This is a genomic window from Bradyrhizobium sp. USDA 4538 (assembly GCF_024171045.1).
Classification (GTDB): Bacteria; Pseudomonadota; Alphaproteobacteria; order Rhizobiales; family Xanthobacteraceae; genus Bradyrhizobium; species Bradyrhizobium australafricanum.
Genome location: NZ_JALJZE010000001.1, coordinates 1076419 through 1097877, shown reverse-complemented (window position 1 = coordinate 1097877; position 21459 = coordinate 1076419). Strand labels below are relative to the sequence as shown.

Annotated in this window: 21 protein-coding genes and 1 pseudogene; 16 read left to right on the top strand and 6 right to left on the bottom strand. The window is 65.5% G+C overall.

All coding sequences use genetic code 11. The features are described from left to right. Nucleotides 1–98: 98 nt before the first annotated feature. The 4 genes from J2R78_RS04800 to J2R78_RS04785 all read right to left on the bottom strand — a co-directional run bounded on the left by J2R78_RS04800 (nucleotide 99) and on the right by J2R78_RS04785 (nucleotide 4148). On the bottom strand, nucleotides 99–731 hold the full coding sequence (locus J2R78_RS04800) for an aspartate/glutamate racemase family protein (RefSeq protein ID WP_253603211.1): 633 nt from the start codon (nucleotides 729–731) through the stop codon (nucleotides 99–101). Between the two features lie 163 nt (nucleotides 732–894). Beyond that, on the bottom strand, nucleotides 895–1905 hold the full coding sequence (locus tag J2R78_RS04795) for an amino acid ABC transporter substrate-binding protein (protein WP_253603209.1): 1011 nt from the start codon (nucleotides 1903–1905) through the stop codon (nucleotides 895–897). 12 nt (nucleotides 1906–1917) lie between these two features. Beyond that, a complete protein-coding gene (locus tag J2R78_RS04790) occupies nucleotides 1918–3267 on the bottom strand; it encodes an aspartate aminotransferase family protein (RefSeq protein WP_253603208.1) in 1350 nt (449 codons plus the stop codon). Between the two features lie 5 nt (nucleotides 3268–3272). Next, entirely contained in the window at nucleotides 3273–4148 is an 876-nt protein-coding gene (locus J2R78_RS04785) for a MurR/RpiR family transcriptional regulator (RefSeq protein ID WP_253603207.1), read from the bottom strand. A 154-nt stretch (nucleotides 4149–4302) separates the two neighbouring features. Between J2R78_RS04785 and J2R78_RS04780 the strand changes: the two genes are divergently transcribed. The 4 genes from J2R78_RS04780 (at nucleotide 4303) to J2R78_RS44665 (ending at nucleotide 7683) form a co-directional block, all read left to right on the top strand. After that, nucleotides 4303–5490 (top strand): amino acid ABC transporter permease, encoded by a 1188-nt coding sequence (locus J2R78_RS04780; protein WP_375166977.1) that lies wholly within the window; start codon nucleotides 4303–4305, stop codon nucleotides 5488–5490. Nucleotide 5491: 1 nt separating this feature from the next. Further along, complete coding sequence (locus tag J2R78_RS04775; protein ID WP_253603206.1) at nucleotides 5492–6613, top strand: amino acid ABC transporter permease; 1122 nt, start codon at nucleotides 5492–5494, stop codon at nucleotides 6611–6613. A gap of 356 nt (nucleotides 6614–6969) precedes the next feature. Beyond that, entirely contained in the window at nucleotides 6970–7479 is a 510-nt protein-coding gene (locus J2R78_RS04770) for a hypothetical protein (protein ID WP_253603204.1), read from the top strand. An 81-nt stretch (nucleotides 7480–7560) separates the two neighbouring features. Further along, complete coding sequence (locus J2R78_RS44665) at nucleotides 7561–7683, top strand: hypothetical protein (RefSeq protein WP_256520758.1); 123 nt, start codon at nucleotides 7561–7563, stop codon at nucleotides 7681–7683. 90 nt (nucleotides 7684–7773) lie between these two features. On the opposite strand, the gene J2R78_RS45085 is transcribed toward J2R78_RS44665, so the two are convergent. Together J2R78_RS45085 and J2R78_RS45080 are read right to left on the bottom strand one after the other, a co-directional pair. Further along, on the bottom strand, nucleotides 7774–7944 hold the full coding sequence (locus J2R78_RS45085; protein WP_371852150.1) for a hypothetical protein: 171 nt from the start codon (nucleotides 7942–7944) through the stop codon (nucleotides 7774–7776). Nucleotides 7945–7990: 46 nt separating this feature from the next. Continuing rightward, nucleotides 7991–8332, bottom strand: a pseudogene (locus tag J2R78_RS45080) (DUF4274 domain-containing protein); the annotation flags it as partial. A 569-nt stretch (nucleotides 8333–8901) separates the two neighbouring features. On the opposite strand from J2R78_RS45080, the gene J2R78_RS04760 reads away from it, so the two are divergent. From J2R78_RS04760 to pncA, 12 genes are all read left to right on the top strand, one after another. Beyond that, entirely contained in the window at nucleotides 8902–9696 is a 795-nt protein-coding gene (locus tag J2R78_RS04760) for a FadR/GntR family transcriptional regulator (RefSeq protein ID WP_253603200.1), read from the top strand. 44 nt (nucleotides 9697–9740) lie between these two features. Beyond that, the gene (locus J2R78_RS04755; RefSeq protein WP_253603198.1) at nucleotides 9741–11159 is read left to right on the top strand and encodes an amidase family protein; all 1419 of its coding nucleotides are present in this window, start codon (nucleotides 9741–9743) and stop codon (nucleotides 11157–11159) included. A 24-nt stretch (nucleotides 11160–11183) separates the two neighbouring features. Next, nucleotides 11184–12629 (top strand): amidase family protein, encoded by a 1446-nt coding sequence (locus J2R78_RS04750; protein WP_253603196.1) that lies wholly within the window; start codon nucleotides 11184–11186, stop codon nucleotides 12627–12629. 234 nt (nucleotides 12630–12863) lie between these two features. Further along, entirely contained in the window at nucleotides 12864–14081 is a 1218-nt protein-coding gene (locus J2R78_RS04745; protein ID WP_253603194.1) for an ABC transporter substrate-binding protein, read from the top strand. 246 nt (nucleotides 14082–14327) lie between these two features. After that, entirely contained in the window at nucleotides 14328–14753 is a 426-nt protein-coding gene (locus J2R78_RS04740) for a GFA family protein (RefSeq protein ID WP_253603192.1), read from the top strand. Between the two features lie 298 nt (nucleotides 14754–15051). After that, a complete protein-coding gene (locus J2R78_RS04735) occupies nucleotides 15052–15804 on the top strand; it encodes a hypothetical protein (RefSeq protein ID WP_253603191.1) in 753 nt (250 codons plus the stop codon). A gap of 124 nt (nucleotides 15805–15928) precedes the next feature. Next, on the top strand, nucleotides 15929–17521 hold the full coding sequence (locus J2R78_RS04730) for an NAD(P)/FAD-dependent oxidoreductase (protein WP_253603189.1): 1593 nt from the start codon (nucleotides 15929–15931) through the stop codon (nucleotides 17519–17521). Nucleotides 17522–17523: 2 nt separating this feature from the next. Further along, nucleotides 17524–17928 (top strand): cytochrome c, encoded by a 405-nt coding sequence (locus J2R78_RS04725; protein ID WP_253635994.1) that lies wholly within the window; start codon nucleotides 17524–17526, stop codon nucleotides 17926–17928. Between the two features lie 23 nt (nucleotides 17929–17951). Beyond that, nucleotides 17952–18440: a Rid family hydrolase gene (locus J2R78_RS04720; protein WP_253603185.1), complete on the top strand. Its 489-nt coding sequence runs from the start codon at nucleotides 17952–17954 to the stop codon at nucleotides 18438–18440. A gap of 130 nt (nucleotides 18441–18570) precedes the next feature. Next, complete coding sequence (locus J2R78_RS04715) at nucleotides 18571–19989, top strand: M20/M25/M40 family metallo-hydrolase (protein WP_253603183.1); 1419 nt, start codon at nucleotides 18571–18573, stop codon at nucleotides 19987–19989. Then, on the top strand, nucleotides 19989–20807 hold the full coding sequence (locus J2R78_RS04710; protein ID WP_253609756.1) for an aspartate dehydrogenase: 819 nt from the start codon (nucleotides 19989–19991) through the stop codon (nucleotides 20805–20807). Before J2R78_RS04715 ends, J2R78_RS04710 begins: the two co-directional genes overlap by 1 nt. Further along, nucleotides 20807–21427: a bifunctional nicotinamidase/pyrazinamidase gene (gene pncA, locus J2R78_RS04705; RefSeq protein WP_253603181.1), complete on the top strand. Its 621-nt coding sequence runs from the start codon at nucleotides 20807–20809 to the stop codon at nucleotides 21425–21427. Before J2R78_RS04710 ends, pncA begins: the two co-directional genes overlap by 1 nt. The last annotated feature ends 32 nt before the right edge of the window (nucleotides 21428–21459 follow it).

Below are 21459 nucleotides of genomic sequence, written 5' to 3'. Positions count from 1 at the left end.
AGCAATCCATTATCCGCATAGCGGAGCGATGGATTGCTTCGCGGAGCCTGTCATCCGGCGGCGCTTCGCGCCGACCGGGTGGCTCGCAATGACGGAGATCAAACCCCCAGCATCGCCTTTAGCTTCAGCACCGCGCTATCAGGCGTCGTCAGCACCTCGCGGCCAGTGGCTTCGGCGACGCGCTCGGCCGCCGGCGCCATGCTGTACTGCGCGAGCGCGATCAGATCGCAGTCGCGCAGCTCCTTGGATGCCTCGACGACGATGCGGTCATGCTCGGCGCGGTCGCCGCGGTCGAGCGCCGCCAGCGCGCCCTCGGCAAGTTTCGGCACCAGCGTGACCTGTGGCGGAAATTCCGGCGGCATCGACACCAACGTCGGCGGGAAGGTCGAGAGCAGGCCGATCCGCTTGCCCTTTGCCACCGCCTGCTCGATCATCGCCTCGTTCGGCTTCAGCACCGGCATCGGCGCGTGCGCGCGCGCCACCGCCTCGATGCACGGCCCGAACGCCGAGCAGGTGAACAGGATGCCATTGGCGCCGGTGCTTGCCGCATAGCGGCCCATGGTCAGAAATCGCTCGGTCATGCGCTCGTCAAGCCTGCCGTCGCGCGCGAGGTCCGCCGACAGGCTATCGTCGAGCAGGTTCATCAGCCGCGCCTCCGGCCAATGCCGTGCGAACGATGCTTCGATCGGCACGATCGAGTGTTTCAGGGCGTGAATCAGGGTGATGCGCATCGATGTTTCTTGCTCTCCCTCTCCCCGCTCTTTCGCGGGGAGAGGGTTGGGGTGAGGGGCTCTATCGTCGTAACAGGTGAGAGGAGGGTATGCGGAGGCGCCCCCTCACCCGGATTGCTTCGCAATCCGACCTCTCCCCGCAGGCGGGGCGAGGTAACTTCGGTCACTTGAACGGAATCGCGTACATCAACCCGCCCTTGCTCCAGGTGGCGTTGAGGCCGCGCTCGAGCTTCAGCGGGCTGGCCTTGCCGACATTGCGCTCGAAGATTTCGCCGTAATTGCCGCCGGCCTTGATCGCGGCGAGCAGCCATTTGTTGTCGAGGCCGAGGCGCGAGCCGAGATCGCCCGACGCGCCGAGCAGGCGCTGGATCGCCGGGACCTGCGACTTCGCCATCTCGTCGGCATTGGCCTGGGTGACGCCGAGCTCTTCGGCCTCGATCAGGCCGTAATGCAGCCAGGTGATGATGTCGCTCCACACTTCATCGCCGTTGCGGGTGAACGGGCCGAGCGGCTCCTTGCTGATGGTCTGCGGCAGCACGACATAGTCATCGGCCTTCGGGGCTGCGGTCGCGACCGCGCCTGCGAGCGCGGAAGCATCCTGGGTCATGGCATCGCAGCGGCCGCCGAAGAAGGTCTGGTACATGGTGTCGACGCGGTCGAACACCAGCGGCTTCCAGTCGATGCCGTTGGCGCGGCCGTAGTCGCCGAGCGTCACTTCATGCGTGGTGCCCTGGGCGACGCACACGGTGGCGCCCTTGAGGTCCTTCAGCTCCTTCACGCCGAGGTCCTTCTTCACGACAAAGCCCTGGCCGTCGTAGAAATTGACCGGTCCCTGCCGCAGCCCAAGCGTGGTGCCGCGCAGAAAGGTCTGCGTCGAGTTGCGGTAGAGCACGTCGATCTCGCCTGACTGCAGCGCGGTGAAGCGGTTCTGCGCGGTCAGCGCGACGTAGCGCACCTTGGCGGGATCGCCGAGCACGCCGGCGGCAAGCGCACGGCAATAGTCGACGTCGAGGCCCTTGAAGTTGCCTTGCGAATCCGGCGCCGAGAATCCGGCAAAGCCGGTCGAGACGCCGCACACCAGCGTGCCGCGCTGCTTGACGGTGTCGAGCGTCGCGGCGCTCGCGGTTGATAGTCCTGCGACGAACAGGCTCGCCGCGATCAATACGTTCCTCATTCTGTCCTCCTCCTAATGACCAACGTCTTTCAACGCGCTGTCTACCGCAGCGCCTAGCCGCTCGACGATCATGTCGATGTCGCCGGAAGTCGCGATATAGGGCGGGGCGAGCAGCACGTGATCGCCGCGCTGGCCGTCGGCGGTGCCGCCCGACGGATAGCAGCCGAGCCCGCCGGCGAAGGCGGCGGACTTGATCCGCTGATGCAGTTTCAGCTTGGGATCGAACGGCTGCCGCGTGGCACGGTCGGCGACCAGCTCGAGCCCCCAGAACAGGCCGCGGCCCCTGATGTCGCCGACATGGCGATGATTGCCGAACCGTTCGGTGAGCCGCTGCTCGAGCTGGCGGCCGCGCTCCTTGACCTGGTCGAGCAGCTTCTCCTCAGCGATCACCTTCTGCACCTCGAGCGCGGCGGCGCAGGCGAGCGGATGCGCCAGATAGGTGTGCCCGTGCTGGAACGCGCCGGAGCCGTTGCGCACCGTGTCGACAATCGTGCCGCTGGCAAGCATCGCGCCGATCGGCTGATAGCCGCCGCCGAGCCCCTTGGCGACCGCCTGGATGTCGGGCGAGATGCCTTCCTGCTCCCATGCGTGCAGCGTGCCGGTGCGGCCCATGCCGCACATCACCTCGTCGAGGATCAACAGCGCGCCGTGGCGGTTGCAGATCTCGCGCACCGCCTTGAAGTAACCCTCCGGCGCCGGCACGCAGCCGGCGGTGGCGCCGACCACGGGCTCGGCGATGAACGCCGCGACTGTATCGGGGCCGAGCCGCTGGAATTCGGCTTCGAGCTCGGCGGCAAGGCGCGCCACGAATGCCGCCTCCGATTCATCGTCGCGCTTCTCGTGATAGGCGAAGGCCGGCGTGACATGGCTGAACGAGGGCGACAGCAGCGGCGCGTAGGGCTCGCGGCGCCAGGCATTGCCGCCGGCCGACAGCGCGCCGAGCGTATTGCCGTGATAGCTCTGGCGGCGCGCGATGAAGCGCGCACGCTTCGGCTCGCCGCGCTCGATGAAATATTGCCGCGCCAGCTTGATCGAGGCCTCGATCGCCTCCGACCCGCCGCTGACGAAATAGACATAGCCGAGGCCGCCGGGCTCGTGGCCGACCAGCCGCTCGGCGAGCTCTTCCGCGGGCTCGGAGGAGAAGAAGCCGGTATGGGCATAGGCAATCTTCGAGGCCTGCTTGCCGATCGCGGCAAGGATCCGCGGATGCTGATGGCCGAGGCAGGAGACCGCGGCGCCGCCGGAGGAATCCAGAATCCGGTGGCCATCCTCCGCGATCAGCCAGACGCCGTCGCCGCCGACCGCTTTCGGCGGGGTCTCGCGCAGGCTGCGATGCATCACGCGGCTCTTGTTGGCTGCCATGACACTCATCCTTTCTCGACAAAATATTGCGACATCTCGGCAAGCCGGCCCTCGGTCTCCTCCAGCTTGCGCTTTGCCCCGGCGCCGCCCAGCGTGAAAGCGACGGCAGCCAGCGACTGGGCGACTGCGATCGCGCCGGTCAGGCTCGGGAAGAAGCCGGGGGAGGAGGCGGCCTCGAACAGCAGCAGATGATCGGCGCCTTCGGCCATCGGAGCTGTGATGGTGTCGGCGATCGCGATCAGCGCAGCACGCGCCTGATGCGCGGCGCGCGCCGTCTCGACGCTGACCAGGGTGTAGGGCGCAAAGCCGATCACGACCACGGCGTCGCCTGAGCGGAAGGCGCCGTGGTCGAGATCGAACGGGCCGGAGCCGCCGACCAATTGCACGGCATCGGGGCGGAACAGGCGAAGCTGATAGGTCAGCAGTTCCGCGACGCTGCGGCAGCTGCGAAACCCCGATATCCAGATCCTGTCAGCGGAGTGCAGCGCACGCGCGGCTTCCGCGATCGCGCTCGCTGAAATCCGCGCAAGGCCCGCGGCCTCGGCTTCCAATTTGTCGTGCACCAGTTTGACATCGGCATTCGGCCCGGCGCGGCGGCTCCTGGCGCGGCCGGAGAACGGCGAGCCCTGCGCCGGCCGGCGCGCCTCGGTGAGCGCGGCGCGCAATTCGTCCCAGCCGGAATAGCCGAGCGCCTTGGCAAGACGGGTGAATGAGGCAGGATCGGCGCCGGCGACGGAGGCGAGCTCGCGCATCGAGCGGGTGGTGGCGTCGTAATCATTGGCGGCGACGAACCGGCCGACCTCCTGCAAGCGCATCGGCAGCGACGGCAGTGCGCTGCACAATTCGTTCAGGGGCGATGGTTTCGGCTGAGCCTTGGCCATGAAACATATGTTGCACAAATATTAATTTGGTGCAACATATGACGCGCGCAGGATTTGAGGTTGACGCGTCTTCTTCACGCGAACCGGTATCCGCTTCGCTCGAAAACGCTCTTGCGCATGGCAGAAGATCGCTTCTCACTGGGGTCCTTGTGCTGTGACGACATCGACGCCGAAACGCCCTCCCGCCCGGCCCTGGCGGCTTTCGCTCAGCGATCCCCGCGTCGCAGGCCTGTTCTGGCAGATCCTGGTGGTCGCCATCGCGGTCGCCGTCGTCGCCTGGCTGTGGTCCAACGCGGTCCATAATCTCTCGGTGCGGCGCATCTCGACCGGCTTTGCCTTCCTCGGCCGTGAAGCCGGCATGCCGATCGCCGACAGCTGGATCGACTACACGCCGAAGAACACTTACCTGCGCGCCTTCATCGTCGGCGTCGTCAACACGCTGCGCGTCGCGGTCATCGGTATCGTGCTGGCGACCGTGATCGGCACGCTGGTCGGCATCGCGCGGCTGTCGTCGAACTGGCTGCTGGCGCGGCTCGCTGCCGTCTATGTCGAGGTACTGCGCGACCTGCCGCTGCTGTTGCAGCTGTTGTTCTGGTACGTGCTGATGCAGGGCCTGCCGGCGGCGCGCCAGGCGTGGAAGCCGGTCGACGGGGTCTATCTGTCCAACCGCGGCCTGGTGCTGCCGTCGGTGCCGCTGCATGAGGCCAATGGCTGGACGCTCGCTGCGCTGGTCGCCGGCGTGATCGTCTTCCTCATCGTCAGGCGCCGCCTGATCGCGCAGCAGATGCTCGATGGCAAGGCGCGGCCGGTCTGGCCCTACGCGCTCGGCCTCATCATCGCGCTGCCTGCGCTGGTGTCGTGGCTTCTGGGCGCAAGCTGGAGCGTCATGCTGCCCGAGCTGCGCGGCTTCAACTTCGTCGGAGGGCTGACCCTGGCGCCGGAATATTTCGCGCTGCTGATCGCGCTGGTCACGTATACTTCGGCGTTCATCGCCGAGATCGTACGCAGCGGCATCCAGGCGGTGCCGCGCGGCCAGTCGGACGCGGCCAAGGCGCTCGGGCTGAAGCGCAGCTTCGTCCTGCAGCACATCGTGCTGCCGCAGGCGCTGCGCGTCATCATCCCGCCGATGACCAGCCAGTATCTGAACCTGACCAAGAATTCGTCGCTCGCGGTCGCGGTCGGCTACCAGGACATCGTCTCGATCGCCAACACCACGCTGAACCAGACCGGGCAGGCCATCGAGTCGATCGCGCTGATCATGATGGTGTTCCTCACCATCAGCCTCGGCATCAGCCTGTTCATGAACTGGTACAACGCGCGGATCGCGCTGGTGGAGCGCTGACATGAGCTCGGTCGCACATCTCCCGCAGGATCCGCTGCCGATCGGCCGGCGCCGCGCGCGGCGCACGCTCGGCGGCCAGATCGTGGCCTGGCTGCGCGCCAACCTGTTCGCGTCCGTAACGTCGAGCATCATGACGCTGCTGCTGCTGTTCGTGCTCGGCAAGGCGTGCATCGGCCTCTGGCAATGGGGCATCGCCAACGCGGTCTGGATCGTCTCGGGCAACGACACCAGCGCCTGCCGCGCGCTGCGCGGCGTCGGCGCCTGCTGGGCGGTGATTCCCGAGAAGTACCGCTTCATCCTGTTCGGCACCTATCCGTTCAGCGAGCAGTGGCGGCCGGCGCTCGCGGTCGTGATCTTCATTGCGCTGTTCGTGATCTCGAGCCGCCGCAGCTTCTGGCGCAAGGAGCTGTTCCTGCTGTGGGCTGCGGCCTTGATCGCGATCGGGTGCCTGATGTGGGGCGGCTTTCTCGGCATGTCCTTTGTCACGCAGGACCGCTGGGGCGGGCTGCCGGTGACGCTGATCCTGGCGACTTTCGGATTGGCGTTCGGCTTCCCGCTCGGAATCCTGGTCGCGCTCGGGCGCCGCTCCAAACTGCCGGCGATCCGCTCGCTCTGCGTGCTCTATGTCGAGCTGATCCGCGGCGTGCCGCTGATCAGCCTGTTGTTCATGGCGAGCGTCATGTTTCCGCTGTTCATGCCTGACGGCGTCAACATCGACAAATTGCTGCGCGCCCAGATCGCCTTCATCCTCTATGCCGGCGCCTACCTTGCGGAAGTGGTGCGCGGCGGTCTGCAGGCGGTGCCGCGCGGACAATATGAGGCCGCCGACGCGCTCGGGCTGTCCTACTGGGAGAAGAACGCGCTGATCGTGCTGCCGCAGGCGATCCGCCACGTCATCCCGCCGCTGGTCAACACCTTCATCGCCTTCTTCAAGGACACCAGCCTGGTCCTGATCATCGGCATCTTCGATCTCTTGACCACCGCCAAGACCGCGATCGTCGATCCGGCCTGGCAGGCCTTCAGCGTCGAGGTCTATGTGTTCGTCGGCGTGATCTACTTCGTGTTCTGCTTTGCGATGTCGCGCTACAGCCGCGGCCTCGAGGCGCAGCGCGCGCACGGCTGAGCGATCCGGATTCTCCGTCGCTTGCCTCCCTCACATGCTGCATCCTTCGGTGCCGGCCTGTTCGCATCCGCAGCCGTGTGCTTTGATTTCTGGAGCGGCCTGTTCTGGCTTTAACGATGCGGCAACCAAGACTTGGCCGATGGTTGGCGCAAAGGCGCGGCTGGCACAGAGTGCACTAGGCGATGTTCCGCCCGTAACTTATCTTGAGCGCGATTGGATTCGCGAGCGCGCGCGATGACAGAAATCATTGTTCGCGCGGGCATCGTTCAATCTGGACTGAACGCAAATGCTGCCGTTGATTTGTTGATTTGGTGCGGGCCTGACAGGCTTTACTTTTTGATTTTTGCCGTACGCCAATGGCCGAAGACAACGCCGCCTATCCGGAAAGCACCCGAAGCCAGGTCCACGATGCCCTGCAGGGCTTTTCGACTGATGAGCTTCGCCAACTCCTGGCGGAGATCGAGCAATTCCTGAGTGTTGAAGCCAAGCCTCGCCGACCGAGACTGCGACTGGCGGGAGGCACATACGTGAACGAGTATACCGCGCGCGCAAACATCGACCACTATCTGGATCTGCTGAAGCGCCCGGACGTTCCAACCAACACGAGATCGATGCTCAACAAGCGGCTGCTTGAGGAAGAAGACAAGCTCGGCCGCCGACGCGAGCAACTGGAGTTTGCCGAAAGCAGGGCCGCGGCCTGCCGGGATCGCGCAGATCGCCAGCGGCGTCTGGCGGAATCGTTTGCCCCTGGTTCGGTTGACCGGGAGCAGGCCGAAAGGCTGCTGGTCAATTTCGAGGCGCTCGCGCAGTTCGTGGAGGGCTTTTGTCGCCAGATGCGCCACACCGTGAACCATAGTCCGCTTTAAGCGAGACGCCGCCTCGGTTCCGCGGGCTCCTCGTCATCACCATCGTACAGCGTCCGGTCGCCCTTTGACCGCGTAGGCGCTTTGCCTCGGGGCGATGCCAAACGACCGGGGGGTACGCTGTTCGTCGGCGTGATCTACTTCGTGTTCTGCTTTGCGATGTCGCGCTACAGCCGCGGCCTCGAGGCGCAGCGCCTGTCGAATTGAGGAGGCGTGATCATTCTTGGCAACAGCGCGGAAAGTCCCTGCCGCACCCGAGTTGCTCGCGCTGCTGTTTCCAAGCCGTAAAGCCCAGCCTCAACTGGCAGTCCTCGTAGAAATACGCTGAATTCGCCTGCCGTCCGCCAAACCGGCGCAGTTTCGGTCCCGGCACTGTCCACGGCAGCGGACGACCACTGGCCTCCCGGCGCGCCACCAACTCGTCGTAGTATTGGACGTCGGACGGCTGAACTGAGGGCTGCAATTCATTGCGCAGATAATGCCCGCGTTGCCAGTTGTCGGCCACGCGCTTCATGAGATGCCATTTGCGCCGATAGCCGGAACTGAGTTGCGCCGGCTCCTCGTTGGCGAGCCCCAATGCCGCGATGAAAAAGTATTGCGCGGCCGTGCCGAGGTCGCAGTTCGGCTGCTCGAAGATCCATTCGATCACGCTATCCCGATCGTCGCTGTTGTGATCCCAGCTGTCGACGATGACGTGCCAGGTGTCGGGCGTCTGATCCTTGATCCAGAGCAGGAAGTCGTCGGGCTCGGTACTCAGCGCCGCATGCGGACACGGCCAATATTGCGACTTGAGTTCTTCGTCCGGCGCAGCCGCTTTTTTTCTGGCCTCTTCCTGCTGTTGCGCCACGGCCTGCATGGCGTGAACGGCATGCCGACGCTGCCGCATCCGCTTTGCCGTCGCGGCGTCCAGCGGTCGCAAGAGGTAATCGACGTGAGCCTCGCTCTCGGGCTCGGGAGGCAGGAAGTAGACGGAAAGCGCTGCATCCAGGCGGACGATCGCGGCCGCAGGCAGCAACTGTATGGTGTCGCAGTACGACCCGATGGTCGTGTCGCGCATCCCGATGCGCGCAGCGCGCGCTTCCAGCTCGACATCCGCGAGGAAGTAGTCCCACGACAGCCCCTCGAATGGCCGGGTCGCAAGGCCTTGAAACGTAATGCGGCTCTGGATGGCGCTTCGGTGGAGCGCAAGGTTTTCGTCGGACAGTCCCACGCCGCCACCGGATTGAGCCTGATCTCGAACTTCGTCGCCTGTCATGCCGGCCTCATTGGAATTTGCCGTGGCATTCTAGGCATCAGATGTTGATCGATCCTGAGTCCGCAGCGTCGATTTCTGCGTTTCCTGGAACGGGAGTATTGACCGATGTAGCCCGGGCGGCCGGCGGAAACGTCTTGCCATACCGTGCCGGACCTATTTATGATCATAAAATGGATAAATCGGCTCTCCCGTGCCTCGACCCTTCGCGCCGCGCCTCGATCAAGCGCAAGCGCTCGGACGCCGTCGCCGACCTGATCCGCAGCCACATCTTCCAGGCCGGCTTGCAGCCGAGCGACCGGCTGCCGCAGGAGGGCGAGCTGATCGAGATGTTCGGCTGCAGCCGCTCGACCATCCGCGAGGCGCTCAAGTCCCTGGAGGTGCAGGGGCTAGTGCAGAACACCACCGGTCCCGGCGGCGGCGCGCGGGTGGCGCCGGTGTCGATCAACCGGATCGTCGGCCTGCTCAGCAACTACTTCTACTTCCAGTCGGTCTCTACCGCGCAAATCTACCAGATCCGCCGGCTGATCGAGCCGGAGCTCGCCTTCAGCGTGGTCGGCCACCTCACGGCGGAGCATTTCGCAGCACTGGAAAAGGCGATCGCGGTCCAGGAGCATCATCCCCGTGGGGATGCCGATTGGGAACATCATCGTCACGCCGAGATCGATTTCCACGACATCCTGATCGAGGCCTGTCCCAACCCGCTGCTCGGCCTGGTGTGCCGGTTCGTCAACGAGGCCATCAGGCATCTGATCGGCAAGCTCGGCGTGCAGGAATTCGCATCCAGCTTCACCTGCGAGAATATCGAGTTTCACAAGCGTCTGATGGCCGCGTTCCGCTCCGGCAATGCCGCGCGCGCCCGGCGCGTGATGCTCGATCATGTGCTGAGCGCCGAAGCGGTGGTCGTTCCCGCGGAAGACCGGCGCATCGATCTGCCCGTGTTTCATCAGCCGTTGCGGCTCGATTGAACCGCATCGGCGGACTGCTGCATCACGCCCTGGAGAAAACGACAATGGACACGCGGCGCGAGAATGAGTTGTGGAGCTGGTCGGCCGTCGATCTGGCGCGTGCGATCGCGACGCGCGCGATTTCCAGCCGGGAAGCCGTGCGATCCAGCCTCGATCGCATCGCCGAGGTCAATCCGGCATTGAACGCCATTGTCGCTGTGCTCGCCGATGAAGCGCTGGCCGCCGCGGACGCGGCGGACGAAGCGGTGAAGTCAGGCGCGGAGCTCGGCGTGCTGCACGGCGTGCCGGTCACGATCAAGGTCAATGTCGACCAGCGCGGCTGCGCCACCACCAATGGCGTCGTGGCCTTCCGCGACGTGATCGCCACCGAGGACAGCCCGGTGGTCGCGAATCTTCGCAAGGCGGGCGCGGTCATTGTCGGGCGCACCAACACGCCGGCCTTTTCGCACCGCTGGTTCACCAACAACGATCTGCACGGCGCGACCTACAATCCGTGGAGCCGTCGGCTGACGCCGGGCGGCTCCAGCGGCGGCGCCGCATCGGCCGTCGCCTCCGGGATGGGCGCGATCGCGCACGGCAATGATTTCGGCGGCTCGATCCGCTATCCGGCTTACGCCTGCGGCGTCGCCGGCCTGCGTCCGACGCCGGGGCGGATCCCCGCGTTCAATCCGTCGGCAACCGGCGACCGTCCGATCACCGCGCAGATGATGTCGGTGCAGGGGCCGCTCGCCCGCTCGGTCGCCGATCTCGGGCTCGGCCTCGCCGCGATGGCCCAGGCGGACGCGCGCGACGGCACATGGCTGCCGGTGCCCCTCCAAGGTGCGCCGCTCAAGCGTCCGATCGGCGTCGCGATCGCGCCCGCGCCGTTCGGCGACGAGGCGCCGGAGGTGAGCGCGGCGGTGCGCGCCGCCGGGCACTGGCTCGCGGAGGCCGGCTTTGCCGTGGAGGAGACCGTGCCGCCGCGGCTCGCGGAGGCCGCCGATCTCTGGCATCGCCTCGTCATCAATGAGGAGCGGCGCGTCCTGGCGCCGATGATCCGCAAGTTCGGCGACGATCGGAGCCGATACAATCTCGAGTGCCATATCGCCTACGCGCCCGAGCTCGACGGCGATCAGGTGCTCGCCTGCTTCGAGCAGCGGCTGGCGATCGTGCGGGCCTGGCAGCTGTTCCAGGAGCGCCATCCCGTCATCATCCTGCCGGTCTCGGCGCAACTGCCGTTCCGTTTCGATCAGGATCAGGAAGACGCGGCGGTGGTCCGCGCGCTGCTCGACGCGCAGCGGCCGCTGCTTGCGGTGCCCGCGCTCGGCTTTCCGTCGGTCGTCGTGCCGACCGGGACCGCCGAGGGCGTGCCGGTCGGCGTGCAGGTGATCGCCTGCCGCTTCCGGGAAGATGTCTGTCTCGCAGTGGCCGAGCTGATCGAGGCGCGTGCATCAAAGCTGACGCCGATCGACCCGCGAGACTGAACCAACAACAAGCACCGAACAATCATGGGAGAACATCACGTGACGAATGCACCGATCTGGCACTGGTCCGCCGTCGACACGGCCGCGGCGATCCGAAACAACGAAGTGACGTCGGAGGAGGTGGTTCGCGCCCATCTCGACCGCATGCAGGAAGCCAATCCGGCGCTCAACGCCGTCGTGGTCGATCTCGGCGCGTCTGCGATGCAGGCGGCGAAGGCCGCGGACGAGGCGCTGGCCGCGAGCAAGCGCGGAGGCGGCGCCGTCGGGCCGCTGCACGGTGTGCCGGTCACGATCAAGATCAACATCGACGTCAAGGGCCAGGCCAATTCGAACGGCGTGGTGGCATTCAAGGACAACATCGCGCCGGGCGACTCGCCGGTGACGGCCAATCTCAGGAAGGCCGGCGCCGTCATCATCGGCCTCACCAACACGCCGGAGTTCTCGCTGCGCGGCTTCACCGACAACCCGCTGCATGGCCTGACGCGCAATCCCTGGAATGCCGACGTGACCTGCGGCGGATCGTCGGGCGGCGCCGGCGCGTCGATCGCGGCCGGCATCGGCACCATCGCGCATGGCAACGACATCGGCGGCTCGCTGCGCTGGCCGGCGCATTGCAACGGCATTGCCACCATCAAGCCGACCCAGGGCCGCATTCCCGCGTTCAATCCCAGCGCCACGGTAGAACGGCCGCTGATGGCGCAGTTCATGTCGTCGCAAGGGCCGCTGGCGCGCCACGTCGCCGACGTGCGCCTCGGCCTCGAGGTGATGGCGCAGCGCGACCCGGCCGATCCCTGGTATGTGCCGGCGCCGCTGACGGGGCCGAAGCCGGCCGGGCCGATCAAGGTCGCGCTCGCAAAGATTCCCGAGGACATGGCGACCGATCGCGGCGTGATTGCGCTCCAGCGCAAGGCGGCGGATCATCTCGCCGATGCCGGCTATGCGGTCAGTGAGGTCGAGGTGCCCGACCTCAACAAGGTCTGGCAGCTCTGGTGCGACCTGATCATGACCGAGACCCGCGTGTTGCAGCAGGACCAGATGCTGGCGACCACCAGCGCCGACTTCCAGAAGACGTTCCGCGGCTTCATGGCGCTGGCCAACCCGCTCGACCAGGCCGGCTACATGAAGGCGATTGCCGAGCGCTCGCGCCATATCCGGAACTGGATGACGTTCCTCGAGCAGTATCCGCTGGTCGTGATGCCGACCACCGTGCGCAAGACGCCGGAGGTCAATGCCGATCTCGGCGGCGATCAGCGCGTCAAGGATTTGTTCTGGAACGACCTGCGCTTCATTTCGTCGATGAACGTTCTGGGCCTGCCGGCGGCCGTGGTGCCGGTGGGCCTCGATGAGGGATTGCCGGTCGGCGTGCAGATCGTCGGCTCGCGCTATCGCGAGGACATGTGTCTCGACGCCGCCGACGCGATCGAACGCAAGGCCGGCGTTCTGGCACGACAATTGTGGCAGCGGCGCTGAGGCGATCTCGACGCCACCACGCATTATCCATTCGTATGATTCAACGCGCGCCGCGGCGAAGTTTCGTCGCGGCGTTCGTGCGATGGGAAACGCGAGCGTGCCGGCGGTCCGGCTGCGTTCCTTCTCCCGGAATTTCTCAACGGAATCGCAGAGCGCCATGCCGGCGACGGGGTTGTCGGCGATCCCTGATTGCTTCAGGAGATCGTCCGAAACGTCGAAACCCCTGGGAACGAAATGTCCATCACGAAACGCTCGCATGTCCTGGTCGCAATTGCCGTGTGTCTCTCATTTGCGGCCGGCGCTGCCCGAGCGGAGGATGGCGTGCTGCGGGTCGGCATCATCACCGACATGAGCGGGCAATATTCCGACGGCAATGGCCCGGGATCGGTGATCGCGGCGCAGATGGCCGCGGAGGAAATCGGTGGCACGGTCGCCGGACGCAAGATCGAGATCATTTCGGCGGATCACCAGAACAAGCCTGATGTGGCGACCGGCATCGTGCGCAACTGGATCGACAACAAGGGTGTCGACGTGATCGCCGAAGGCGTCAATTCCGCGGTGGCGCTCGCGATCCAGACCGTGACGCGCGAACGCAAGAAGCTGTTTCTGATCTCGGGCTCGGGCTCGTCCGATCTCACCGGCAAGCAATGCTCGCCGACGAGCGTGCAGTGGACTTATGACACCTATGCCTCCTCGAACGCGACGGCGAAGGCCGTGGTTGCCCGCGGCGGCACGCCCTGGTTCTTCCTGACGGCGGATTATGCGTTCGGCCAGGCGCTGGAGCGCGATGCCAGCAAGGCCGTGACATCGGCCGGCGGCAAGGTGCTCGGCGCGGTCCGCCATCCCTTCGATACCGCCGATTTCTCGTCCTTCCTGCTGCAGGCCCAGTCCTCCGGCGCAAAGATCCTGGCGCTTGCCAATGCCGGTTCCGACTTCCGCAACGCGGTCTCTCAGGCCGACGAATTCAACATCCGCGCCAGCATGCAGGTCGTCGCGCTGCAGGTGACGCTCACCGACGTGCCCGCGCTCGGCCTCGCGCATGCGCACGATCTGCTGTTCACCGATTCCTTCTATTGGGATCGCACGCCGGAGACGCGCGTGTTCGCCCAGGAGTTCTTCAAGCGGCACGGCGCGATGCCGACCGCCTATCAGGCCGGCGTCAACTCGGCGCTCCGGCACTACTTCAAGGCAGTCGCCGCCACCAACTCGGTCGATTCGGAGACCGTGATCGCGCAGATGCGCAAGACCCCGGTCAATGATTTCTTTGCCCAGAACGGCGTCGTGCGCGAGGACGGCCGGATGGTGCACGACATGTACCTGATGCGCATCAAGAAGCCGGAAGAGTCCAAGAGCAAGTGGGACCTCTACGAGTATCTCGCGACGGTCCCGGGCGACCAGGCCTTCCGTCCGCTCGATGAAGGCGGCTGCCCTTACGTCGCCAAATCGCACTAGTCTCGTCAAAATCTGCATCGAGCCTTCGCGTGAGTTTTTCTGGCATCATGCGCGAGTTTTGATCGATTGTCCGGTGCCGATCCTCAAGATACTTTCGTATTGAGATCAGTCTCAGTCGACAGATCATGATCGTCGCGCAGGTCGCTGCGCGGTTCCGAGCGAACTGCGGGCTTGCTGTGCGTTGACGTCGCTGAGAACGTTTCTCGTCCGCCCGGCAGGACCGGGCGCAGAAGGAGACGCAGCAACATGACGGGCGACACGGGTGTTCGGGCTGGCCAGTGCCATTGCGGCGCGGTGCGTTTCGAGGTGACGCTCAGCGACGGCTTCAATTCGATCCGCCGCTGCACCTGCTCTTACTGCCGGATGCGGGGCGCCGTCGTTGCCATGGCGGAGATGGGCGGGATCAAGTTCCTGCACGGCGAGGAGGCGTTGACAAGCTACCGCTTCCATACCGGATCGGTGCAGCACTTCTTCTGTTCGCGCTGCGGGATCTACACCCATCATCAACGGCGATCGAACCAGAACCTGTATGCCGTCAACGTGGCCTGCCTGGATGGTGTAAGCCCGTTCGACTTCCCCGAGGTGCCTGTGATGGACGGGGTCAATCATACGAACGACACCGGCAAGCCGACGCGCCGGGCAGGCACACTCCGCTTCATCCCGGCCGACTAATGATCGCTGTCGGCCGACGACCGCCCGGCTCCTCGCGGGACGACGGTGAGAGGGAAGGGAGCCCTTCCACCGGTGGTCGTGCAACAAGTTCAGTGTCGTCCCTGCCTAGTGCGCAATTGCGCACGGGAGCAGGGACCCATAACCACCGATCGTCATTGTTTCACGACGCCGAAATGACGAGTCCCCTTAACAACCTCGGCTGCGGAGTATGGGTCCCTGCTTTCGCAGGGACGACAGCTGTGGTGAAATCAAGCGAGGCGTCATCGCGACGGCCCCATCACCGTGTTCACGAGGCACCATGACCAACACCATCGAGGCTTTCGACGGCGGCTACCGCTTCATGCCCGGCGTCGGCCAGTATTCCTGCGGCATCGCTGCGCTGCCCGGCTTTGCCATCGAGCGCGTCAGGTTCTCTGAACCGGTGCCGTTGGGCGCGGGTTTTGCAAGGATTGCCGACATCATCAAAGCGGCGGGTCGTCCGCTGACGTCATTTGGCGCCTGCGAACTGCGTTCCCCGGCGCCGTTCACCGAGGACGGGTTCAGGGCCTTCAACGAGATCTGCATCAAGACGCTCGTGGCCTGGGGCGTGATGCGGGACGGCGTCAATCCGGTGGCGCGCAGCAATGTCTGTCCGAAGCTCGATCCGCCCGGCGAGCCGAGCTTCCACGCCTTCTGCTACACGGTGCCGGCCGCCAAGGACGAACCAACCAGCTTTGTCGTCGCCGGCAGCGGCGAGTCGGTCGAGGGCAAGGCCAATTACCGCGATCATACCGTAGCCCTCGGCGACACCAGCCCGGCCGGCCTGCTGGCGAAGGCGAAATTCGTGGCCGACGAGATGGAACGCCGGATGAGCGCGTTCGGCGGCCGTTGGCAGGACACCACCGCGGTGCAGCTGTACACCGTGCACGACGCCTATCCGGTGCTCGAAAGCGAACTCGGCCGCCGCGGCGCGCTTCGCAACGGCTTGACCTGGCATTTCGACCGGCCGCCGGTGGTTGGCCTCGACTTCGAAATGGATTGCCGGCGCGTGCATCGCGAGCGCGTGGTGTGACGTGGCGGTCGCGTGATGCATCAAAAGCGCGTGTGGGTGCATGTGGAAGCGCGCGCCCTTTCTTGACACGGATCGCGTCAACCGTTTCCCTTCGCCATCGACGTCAGCGGCTGGGTGAGCGCGGGTGCAGAACGAATCTGTGATCAGGCGGCGTGATCTGCTGGCGCTGATTGGCACCATTGCCGGCAGTTCGGCGATGTATCACGCGATGACGAGCCTCGGCTTCGCGTCCGAATCCGCCTACAAGGGGCCGCTCAAGCTCGCGGGCGATGTGAAGGGCGCCTCGGTGCTGATTCTCGGCGCGGGGCTTGCCGGGATGACGGCGGCGCTGGAGCTGCGCAAGGCCGGCTACAAGGTCCAGATCCTCGAATTCAACAGCCGCGCCGGCGGCCGCAACTGGTCGATCCGCGGCGGCGACAGCTTTGTCGAGCTCGGCGGCTTCAGGCAGACCAGCCAGTTCGAGCAGGGGCTCTATCTCAATCCCGGGCCGTGGCGGATTCCCTATCATCACCGTGCGCTGCTCGATTACTGCCGCCGGCTCAATGTGACACTGGAACCCTTCATCCAGCTCAACCACAACGCCTATCTGCACGCGACGCGTGCATTCGGCGGCAAGCCGCAGCGCTTTCGCAGCATCAAGGCGGATTTCCAGGGCGGGGTTTCGGAGCTGCTCGCAAAGATCACCCAGCAGGGCCGGCTCGACGAGACCGTCGGCAAGGAAGATCAGGAGATCCTGCTGCAGTCGCTGCGCGACTGGGGCGCGCTGGATCGCGACTACAAGTACAATGCCAACCTCGTGTCGGCCGAGTTCCGCGGTTATGCGCGCGATCCCGGCGGCGGCTTGATGGGCGATCCGCTGCCCAGCGACCCGATCCCGCTGCAGGAGCTGCTGCGGTCGCGGATGTGGCGCTATCTGCAGACGTTTGCGCGCTACGATTTCCAGACCACCATGTTCCAGCCGGTCGGCGGCATGGACATGATCGGCAAGGCGTTCGCGCGCGAGGTCGGCGATCTCATCCGCTATGGCGCCAAGGTGACGCAGATCCAGCAGAACGGCTCCGGCGTCACCGTGAGCTATGTCGACACCGCCAGTCCATCGACGGTGCAGCAGGCGACCGCCGACTGGTGCATCTGCACCATCCCGTTGCCGATCCTGAGCCAGTTGCCGGTCGATGTCAGCGCGCCGATGAAGAGTGCGATCGACTCCGTGCCCTATGCCGCCTCGGTGAAGATCGGCCTGCAGTTCAAGCGGCGGTTCTGGGAGGAGGATGACGCGATCTATGGCGGCATCAGCTATACGGACCTGCCGATCCGGCAGATCGCCTACCCGAACTATGGCTTCAACCGCGGCGGCCGCGGCATCCTGCTCGGTGCCTACATGTATGGCGGTGCCAATTCGTTCGAATTCACCGCGATGACGCCGGCCGAGCGGGTCGCCAGCGCGGTCGAGTTCGGCGCCGCAATCCATCCGCAGTACAGGAACGAATTCGAGAACGGCGTCGCGGTGGCCTGGCATCGCGTGCCGTTCACGCTCGGCTGCGCCGGCGAATGGACCGAGGCCGCCCGTGCGCAGCATTACCGCAATCTCTGCCAGATCGACGGCCGTATCGTGCTGGCGGGCGAGCACGCCTCGCAGCTGCCGGCCTGGCAGGAGGGCGCGATCCTGTCCGCGCTCGACGTCATCTGCCGGCTGCACGAACGCGTGGTGAAGACATGATGATGCGGACCGCAACATCGATCATTGCTGCCCTGGCGCTGCTGTCGGCAACGGCAGCCCTTGGGCAGAACAGTGGCGCAGGCAAGCGCACCTTCTCTTCGGGTTATCGCTTCGTCGAGATGACCGGCGAGGAGCTGTTCGCCAATGTGTGCCAGGGCTGCCACATGCCGGATGCGACGGGCGCGAGCGGGGCGGGCAGCTACCCGTCGCTGGCCGGCAACAAGAATCTCGAGGCCGGCAGCTATCCGGTCTTCCTGGTCATCAATGGCCGCCGCGGCATGCCGGCGTTCGGCGACATGATGACCGATGGTCAGATCGCCGCCGTTGTGAATTATCTGCGGACGCACTTCAGCAACAACTATGAGGACGCGGTGACGACCAAGGATGTCCAGGACGCCCGCCGCTGACAAAAACACTCGGGGAGAGTTTGATGAAATTCATCGGTATCGCACTGGGCGCCGCGCTGTCGGCGATGGCGACCGCTGCTTCGGCTGACGTCGTCAGGCATCCGATTCCCAACTCGACATTCCCGATCGCGCAGGCCGTGACCGTCACCGGCAACACCACGACCGTCTATGTCAGCGGCCAGGTGCCGCCGGCGATCAACAAGGACGCCGATCCGTCGAGCCCGCAGGCCTATGGCGATACCAAGACGCAGACCGTCGGCGTGCTCAACCGCATCAAGGGCATGCTGGAAGGCCAGGGCCTTGGCATGGGCGACGTCGTCAAGATGCAGGTATTCCTGGTGCACAGCGCGTCCGCGCCGATGGACTTCAAGGCCTTCATGGAGGGCTACACCCAGTTCTTCGGCGGCAGCCAGCCGAACCTGCCGGCGCGCTCGGTAGTCGGCGTCGCGGCGCTCGCCAATCCCGGATTCTTGGTCGAGATCGAGGTGATCGCGGCCAAGGATTCGAAATAAGGACTGCAAATAGCGTGCGCGAAACCGCGGAGCATGCGCGCGGAAATTGAAGGGCTCGCCGTCTTGCCAAAGCGCGTGTCGCCTGTCTGAATTCGTCTCCGATCAGGCGGCGGAATTCCGGGAGAGTACGATGTCGCACAAGGCTAGAAACACGGTTCGATCGCTGCGGCTCGCGGCAGCGCTTGGTCCGGCGCTGCTGGCAACCGGCGCCGCGGCGCAGGGGCTGACCGAGCAGCAGCAATTCGCCCGCGGCATCTACCAGGAACTGGTCGAGATCAACACGACCACCGCGACCGGCGATACCCAGAAGGCGGCGGAGGCGATGGGCGCGCGGCTCCGCGCGGCGGGCTTCCCCGAGGCCGACGTGCACGTGTTCTCGCCGGCGCCGCACAAGGGCAATCTGGTGGCGCGGCTGCGCGGTTCCGGCGCGCGCAAGCCGATCCTCCTGGTCGCCCATATCGACGTCGTCCCCGCCAACCGCGAGGACTGGTCGGTCGATCCGTTCAAGCTCACCGAGCAGGACGGCTATTTTTACGGCCGCGGCTCCAGCGACGACAAATACATGGCGTCCGCCTTCATCACCAATCTGATCCGCTACAAGAAGGAGGGCTACAAGCCCGATCGCGACATCATCGTGGCGCTCGAGACCGACGAGGAGATCCTCGATGCCAACGGCCTCGGCATGCAGTGGCTGATCAAGAACCACCGCGACCTGATCGATGCCGAGTTCGCGCTCAATGAAGGCGGCGGCGTCGGCCTCAAGAACGGCAAGGCGATCCGCAACAGCGTGCAGACCAGCGAGAAGGTCTCGATCGGCTACCAGCTCACGGTGAAGGATCGCGGCGGCCACTCGTCGCTGCCGCGCAAGGACAACGCGATCTATCATCTCGCCGAAGGCCTCGTGCGGCTCTCCAATTACAGCTTCCCGATGAACCTCAACGAGACCACCCGGATCTATTTCACCAAGACCGCCGAGGTCGACACGTCGCATGCCGACGACATCAGGGCGATCCTGGCGCCGCAGCCCGACCCGGCGGCGCTGGCGCGATTGTCGGAGAATCCGGGCTATAATGCGCAGCTCCGCACCACCTGCGTCGCGACCCTGCTAGAGGGCGGCCACGCCATCAACGCGCTGCCGCAGCTGGCGACCGCCAAGGTGAACTGCCGGATCCTGCCCGGCGAGCCGGTCGAGGGCGTGCAGGCGACGATCGAGCGGGTGCTCGCCGACAAGGAGATCGCGGTGGCTCCGACCGGCAAGGCCGTGCTGAGCCCGCCGTCGCCCCTCAATGAGGAGATCATGGGTTCGATCGAGAAGCTGTCGAAGGAGTTCTGGCCGGATGCGTCGATCGTTCCGGTCATGAGCACCGGCGCGACCGACGGCAGCTATCTGCGTAACGCGGGGATTCCGACCTATGGTCACTCCGGGCTGGCCGCCGATGTCGACGACAACCGTATCCATGGCAAGGACGAGCGCGTGCTCGTCAAGTCGTTCTACGAGGGCGAGGAGTATCTCTATCGCCTGGTCAAGATGCTCGCCGGCGGGAAATGATGGCTGACAGCAAGACAAGGACACGGGTTGCGGTCGCCGGCCTCGGCGCGATCGGCACCGACGTCGTCAAGGCGCTCGATCAGGGCATCGAGGGCCTCGCGCTGGCTGCGGTGTCGGCGAACAGCCCGGACAAGCATCGCGGCTGGGTGGCGGAGCTCAAGTCTGCGCCGAAGCTGGTGCCGATCGAGCAGCTGGCCGAGATTGCCGACATCGTGGTCGAATGCGCGCCGAGCAAACTGGTCCGTTCGATCGTGGCGCCGGTGGTCGAGCGCGGCAAGACCGCGGTCGTGCTCAGCGTCGGCGCGCTGCTGCAGAACGAGGACCTCGTCGATCTCGCGAAGGCCCATGGCGGCCAGATCATCGTGCCGACCGGCGCGCTGATCGGGCTCGATGCGGTGACCGCGGCGGCGATCGGGACCATTCATTCGGCGAGGCTGGTGACGCGCAAGCCGGTCGCGGGCCTCGTCGGCGCGCCGCACCTGGTCGAAAACAACATCCGGATCGAAGGCATCACCGAGCCGCTGCGCATCTTCGAGGGCAGCGCGCGCGATGCCGCAAAGGGCTTTCCGGCCAACCTCAACGTCGCGGTGGCGCTGTCGCTGGCCGGCATCGGCCCCGACCGCACAAGGGTCGAGATCTGGGCGGATCCGACCGTGACCCGCAACACCCATCGGATCGAGGTCGATTCCGATTCCGCGCGGTTCTCGATGATGATCGAGAACATTCCCTCAGAGAATCCGAAGACCGGCCGCATCACCGCGCTGTCGGTGATCGCCTGTCTGCGCAAGCTGCGCGCGTCATTGCGGATCGGCACCTGATGAAGACCCTGCCCGACGATCTGTTGCTGGTCATCGACGTGCAGAACGATTTCTGCCCCGGCGGCGCGCTGGCGGTCGCGGACGGCGATGCCGTCGTGCCGGTGGTCAACCGGCTGGCCGGCCGCTTCGACCATGTCGTGCTGACCCAGGACTGGCATCCGGCGGGCCACAGCTCGTTTGCGACCTCGCATCCGGGCGCGGCGCCGTTCTCCGAGATCGCCATGCCGTATGGGCCGCAGACGCTGTGGCCGGATCATTGCGTCCAGGGCAGCGTGGGCGCCGCGTTCCATCCCGACCTCGCCACCGAGCGGGCCGAGCTCGTGATCCGCAAGGGCTTCCGGTCCGCGATCGATTCCTATTCGGCGTTCTTCGAGAACGACCGCAAGACGCCGACCGGGCTCGCCGGCTATCTGCGCGAGCGCGGCCTCAAGCGCATCGTGATGGCGGGGCTCGCCACGGACTATTGCGTGCAGTATTCGGCGCTCGATGCGCGCCGGCTCGGTTTCGAGACCACGGTGGTGCTGGCGGGCTGCCGCGCCATCGATCTCGGCGGTTCGCTTGCCGTCGCCACCGCGGCGATGCGCGCGGCCGGGGTGGAGCTTGTCGAGGTGCTCGTCTGAGCATCGCCAAAGAGAGGCAAAAACCGTTGTTT

What these genes read in the sequence shown, in the direction of transcription:
- J2R78_RS04740 (WP_253603192.1), top strand. Translation starts at nt 14,328, where the DNA reads ATGACGGGCGACACGGGTGTTCGGGCTGGCCAGTGCCATTGCGGCGCG.
- J2R78_RS04710 (WP_253609756.1), top strand. Translation starts at nt 19,989, where the DNA reads ATGGCTGACAGCAAGACAAGGACACGGGTTGCGGTCGCCGGCCTCGGC.
- J2R78_RS04750 (WP_253603196.1), top strand. Translation starts at nt 11,184, where the DNA reads ATGGGAGAACATCACGTGACGAATGCACCGATCTGGCACTGGTCCGCC.
- J2R78_RS04725 (WP_253635994.1), top strand. Translation starts at nt 17,524, where the DNA reads ATGCGGACCGCAACATCGATCATTGCTGCCCTGGCGCTGCTGTCGGCA.
- J2R78_RS04790 (WP_253603208.1), bottom strand. Translation starts at nt 3,267, where the DNA reads ATGGCAGCCAACAAGAGCCGCGTGATGCATCGCAGCCTGCGCGAGACC.
- J2R78_RS04795 (WP_253603209.1), bottom strand. Translation starts at nt 1,905, where the DNA reads ATGAGGAACGTATTGATCGCGGCGAGCCTGTTCGTCGCAGGACTATCA.
- J2R78_RS04720 (WP_253603185.1), top strand. Translation starts at nt 17,952, where the DNA reads ATGAAATTCATCGGTATCGCACTGGGCGCCGCGCTGTCGGCGATGGCG.
- J2R78_RS04785 (WP_253603207.1), bottom strand. Translation starts at nt 4,148, where the DNA reads ATGGCCAAGGCTCAGCCGAAACCATCGCCCCTGAACGAATTGTGCAGC.
- J2R78_RS04770 (WP_253603204.1), top strand. Translation starts at nt 6,970, where the DNA reads ATGGCCGAAGACAACGCCGCCTATCCGGAAAGCACCCGAAGCCAGGTC.
- J2R78_RS04775 (WP_253603206.1), top strand. Translation starts at nt 5,492, where the DNA reads ATGAGCTCGGTCGCACATCTCCCGCAGGATCCGCTGCCGATCGGCCGG.
- J2R78_RS45085 (WP_371852150.1), bottom strand. Translation starts at nt 7,944, where the DNA reads ATGAATTGCAGCCCTCAGTTCAGCCGTCCGACGTCCAATACTACGACG.
- pncA (WP_253603181.1), top strand. Translation starts at nt 20,807, where the DNA reads ATGAAGACCCTGCCCGACGATCTGTTGCTGGTCATCGACGTGCAGAAC.
- J2R78_RS04735 (WP_253603191.1), top strand. Translation starts at nt 15,052, where the DNA reads ATGACCAACACCATCGAGGCTTTCGACGGCGGCTACCGCTTCATGCCC.
- J2R78_RS04755 (WP_253603198.1), top strand. Translation starts at nt 9,741, where the DNA reads ATGGACACGCGGCGCGAGAATGAGTTGTGGAGCTGGTCGGCCGTCGAT.
- J2R78_RS04715 (WP_253603183.1), top strand. Translation starts at nt 18,571, where the DNA reads ATGTCGCACAAGGCTAGAAACACGGTTCGATCGCTGCGGCTCGCGGCA.
- J2R78_RS04745 (WP_253603194.1), top strand. Translation starts at nt 12,864, where the DNA reads ATGTCCATCACGAAACGCTCGCATGTCCTGGTCGCAATTGCCGTGTGT.
- J2R78_RS04760 (WP_253603200.1), top strand. Translation starts at nt 8,902, where the DNA reads ATGGATAAATCGGCTCTCCCGTGCCTCGACCCTTCGCGCCGCGCCTCG.
- J2R78_RS04800 (WP_253603211.1), bottom strand. Translation starts at nt 731, where the DNA reads ATGCGCATCACCCTGATTCACGCCCTGAAACACTCGATCGTGCCGATC.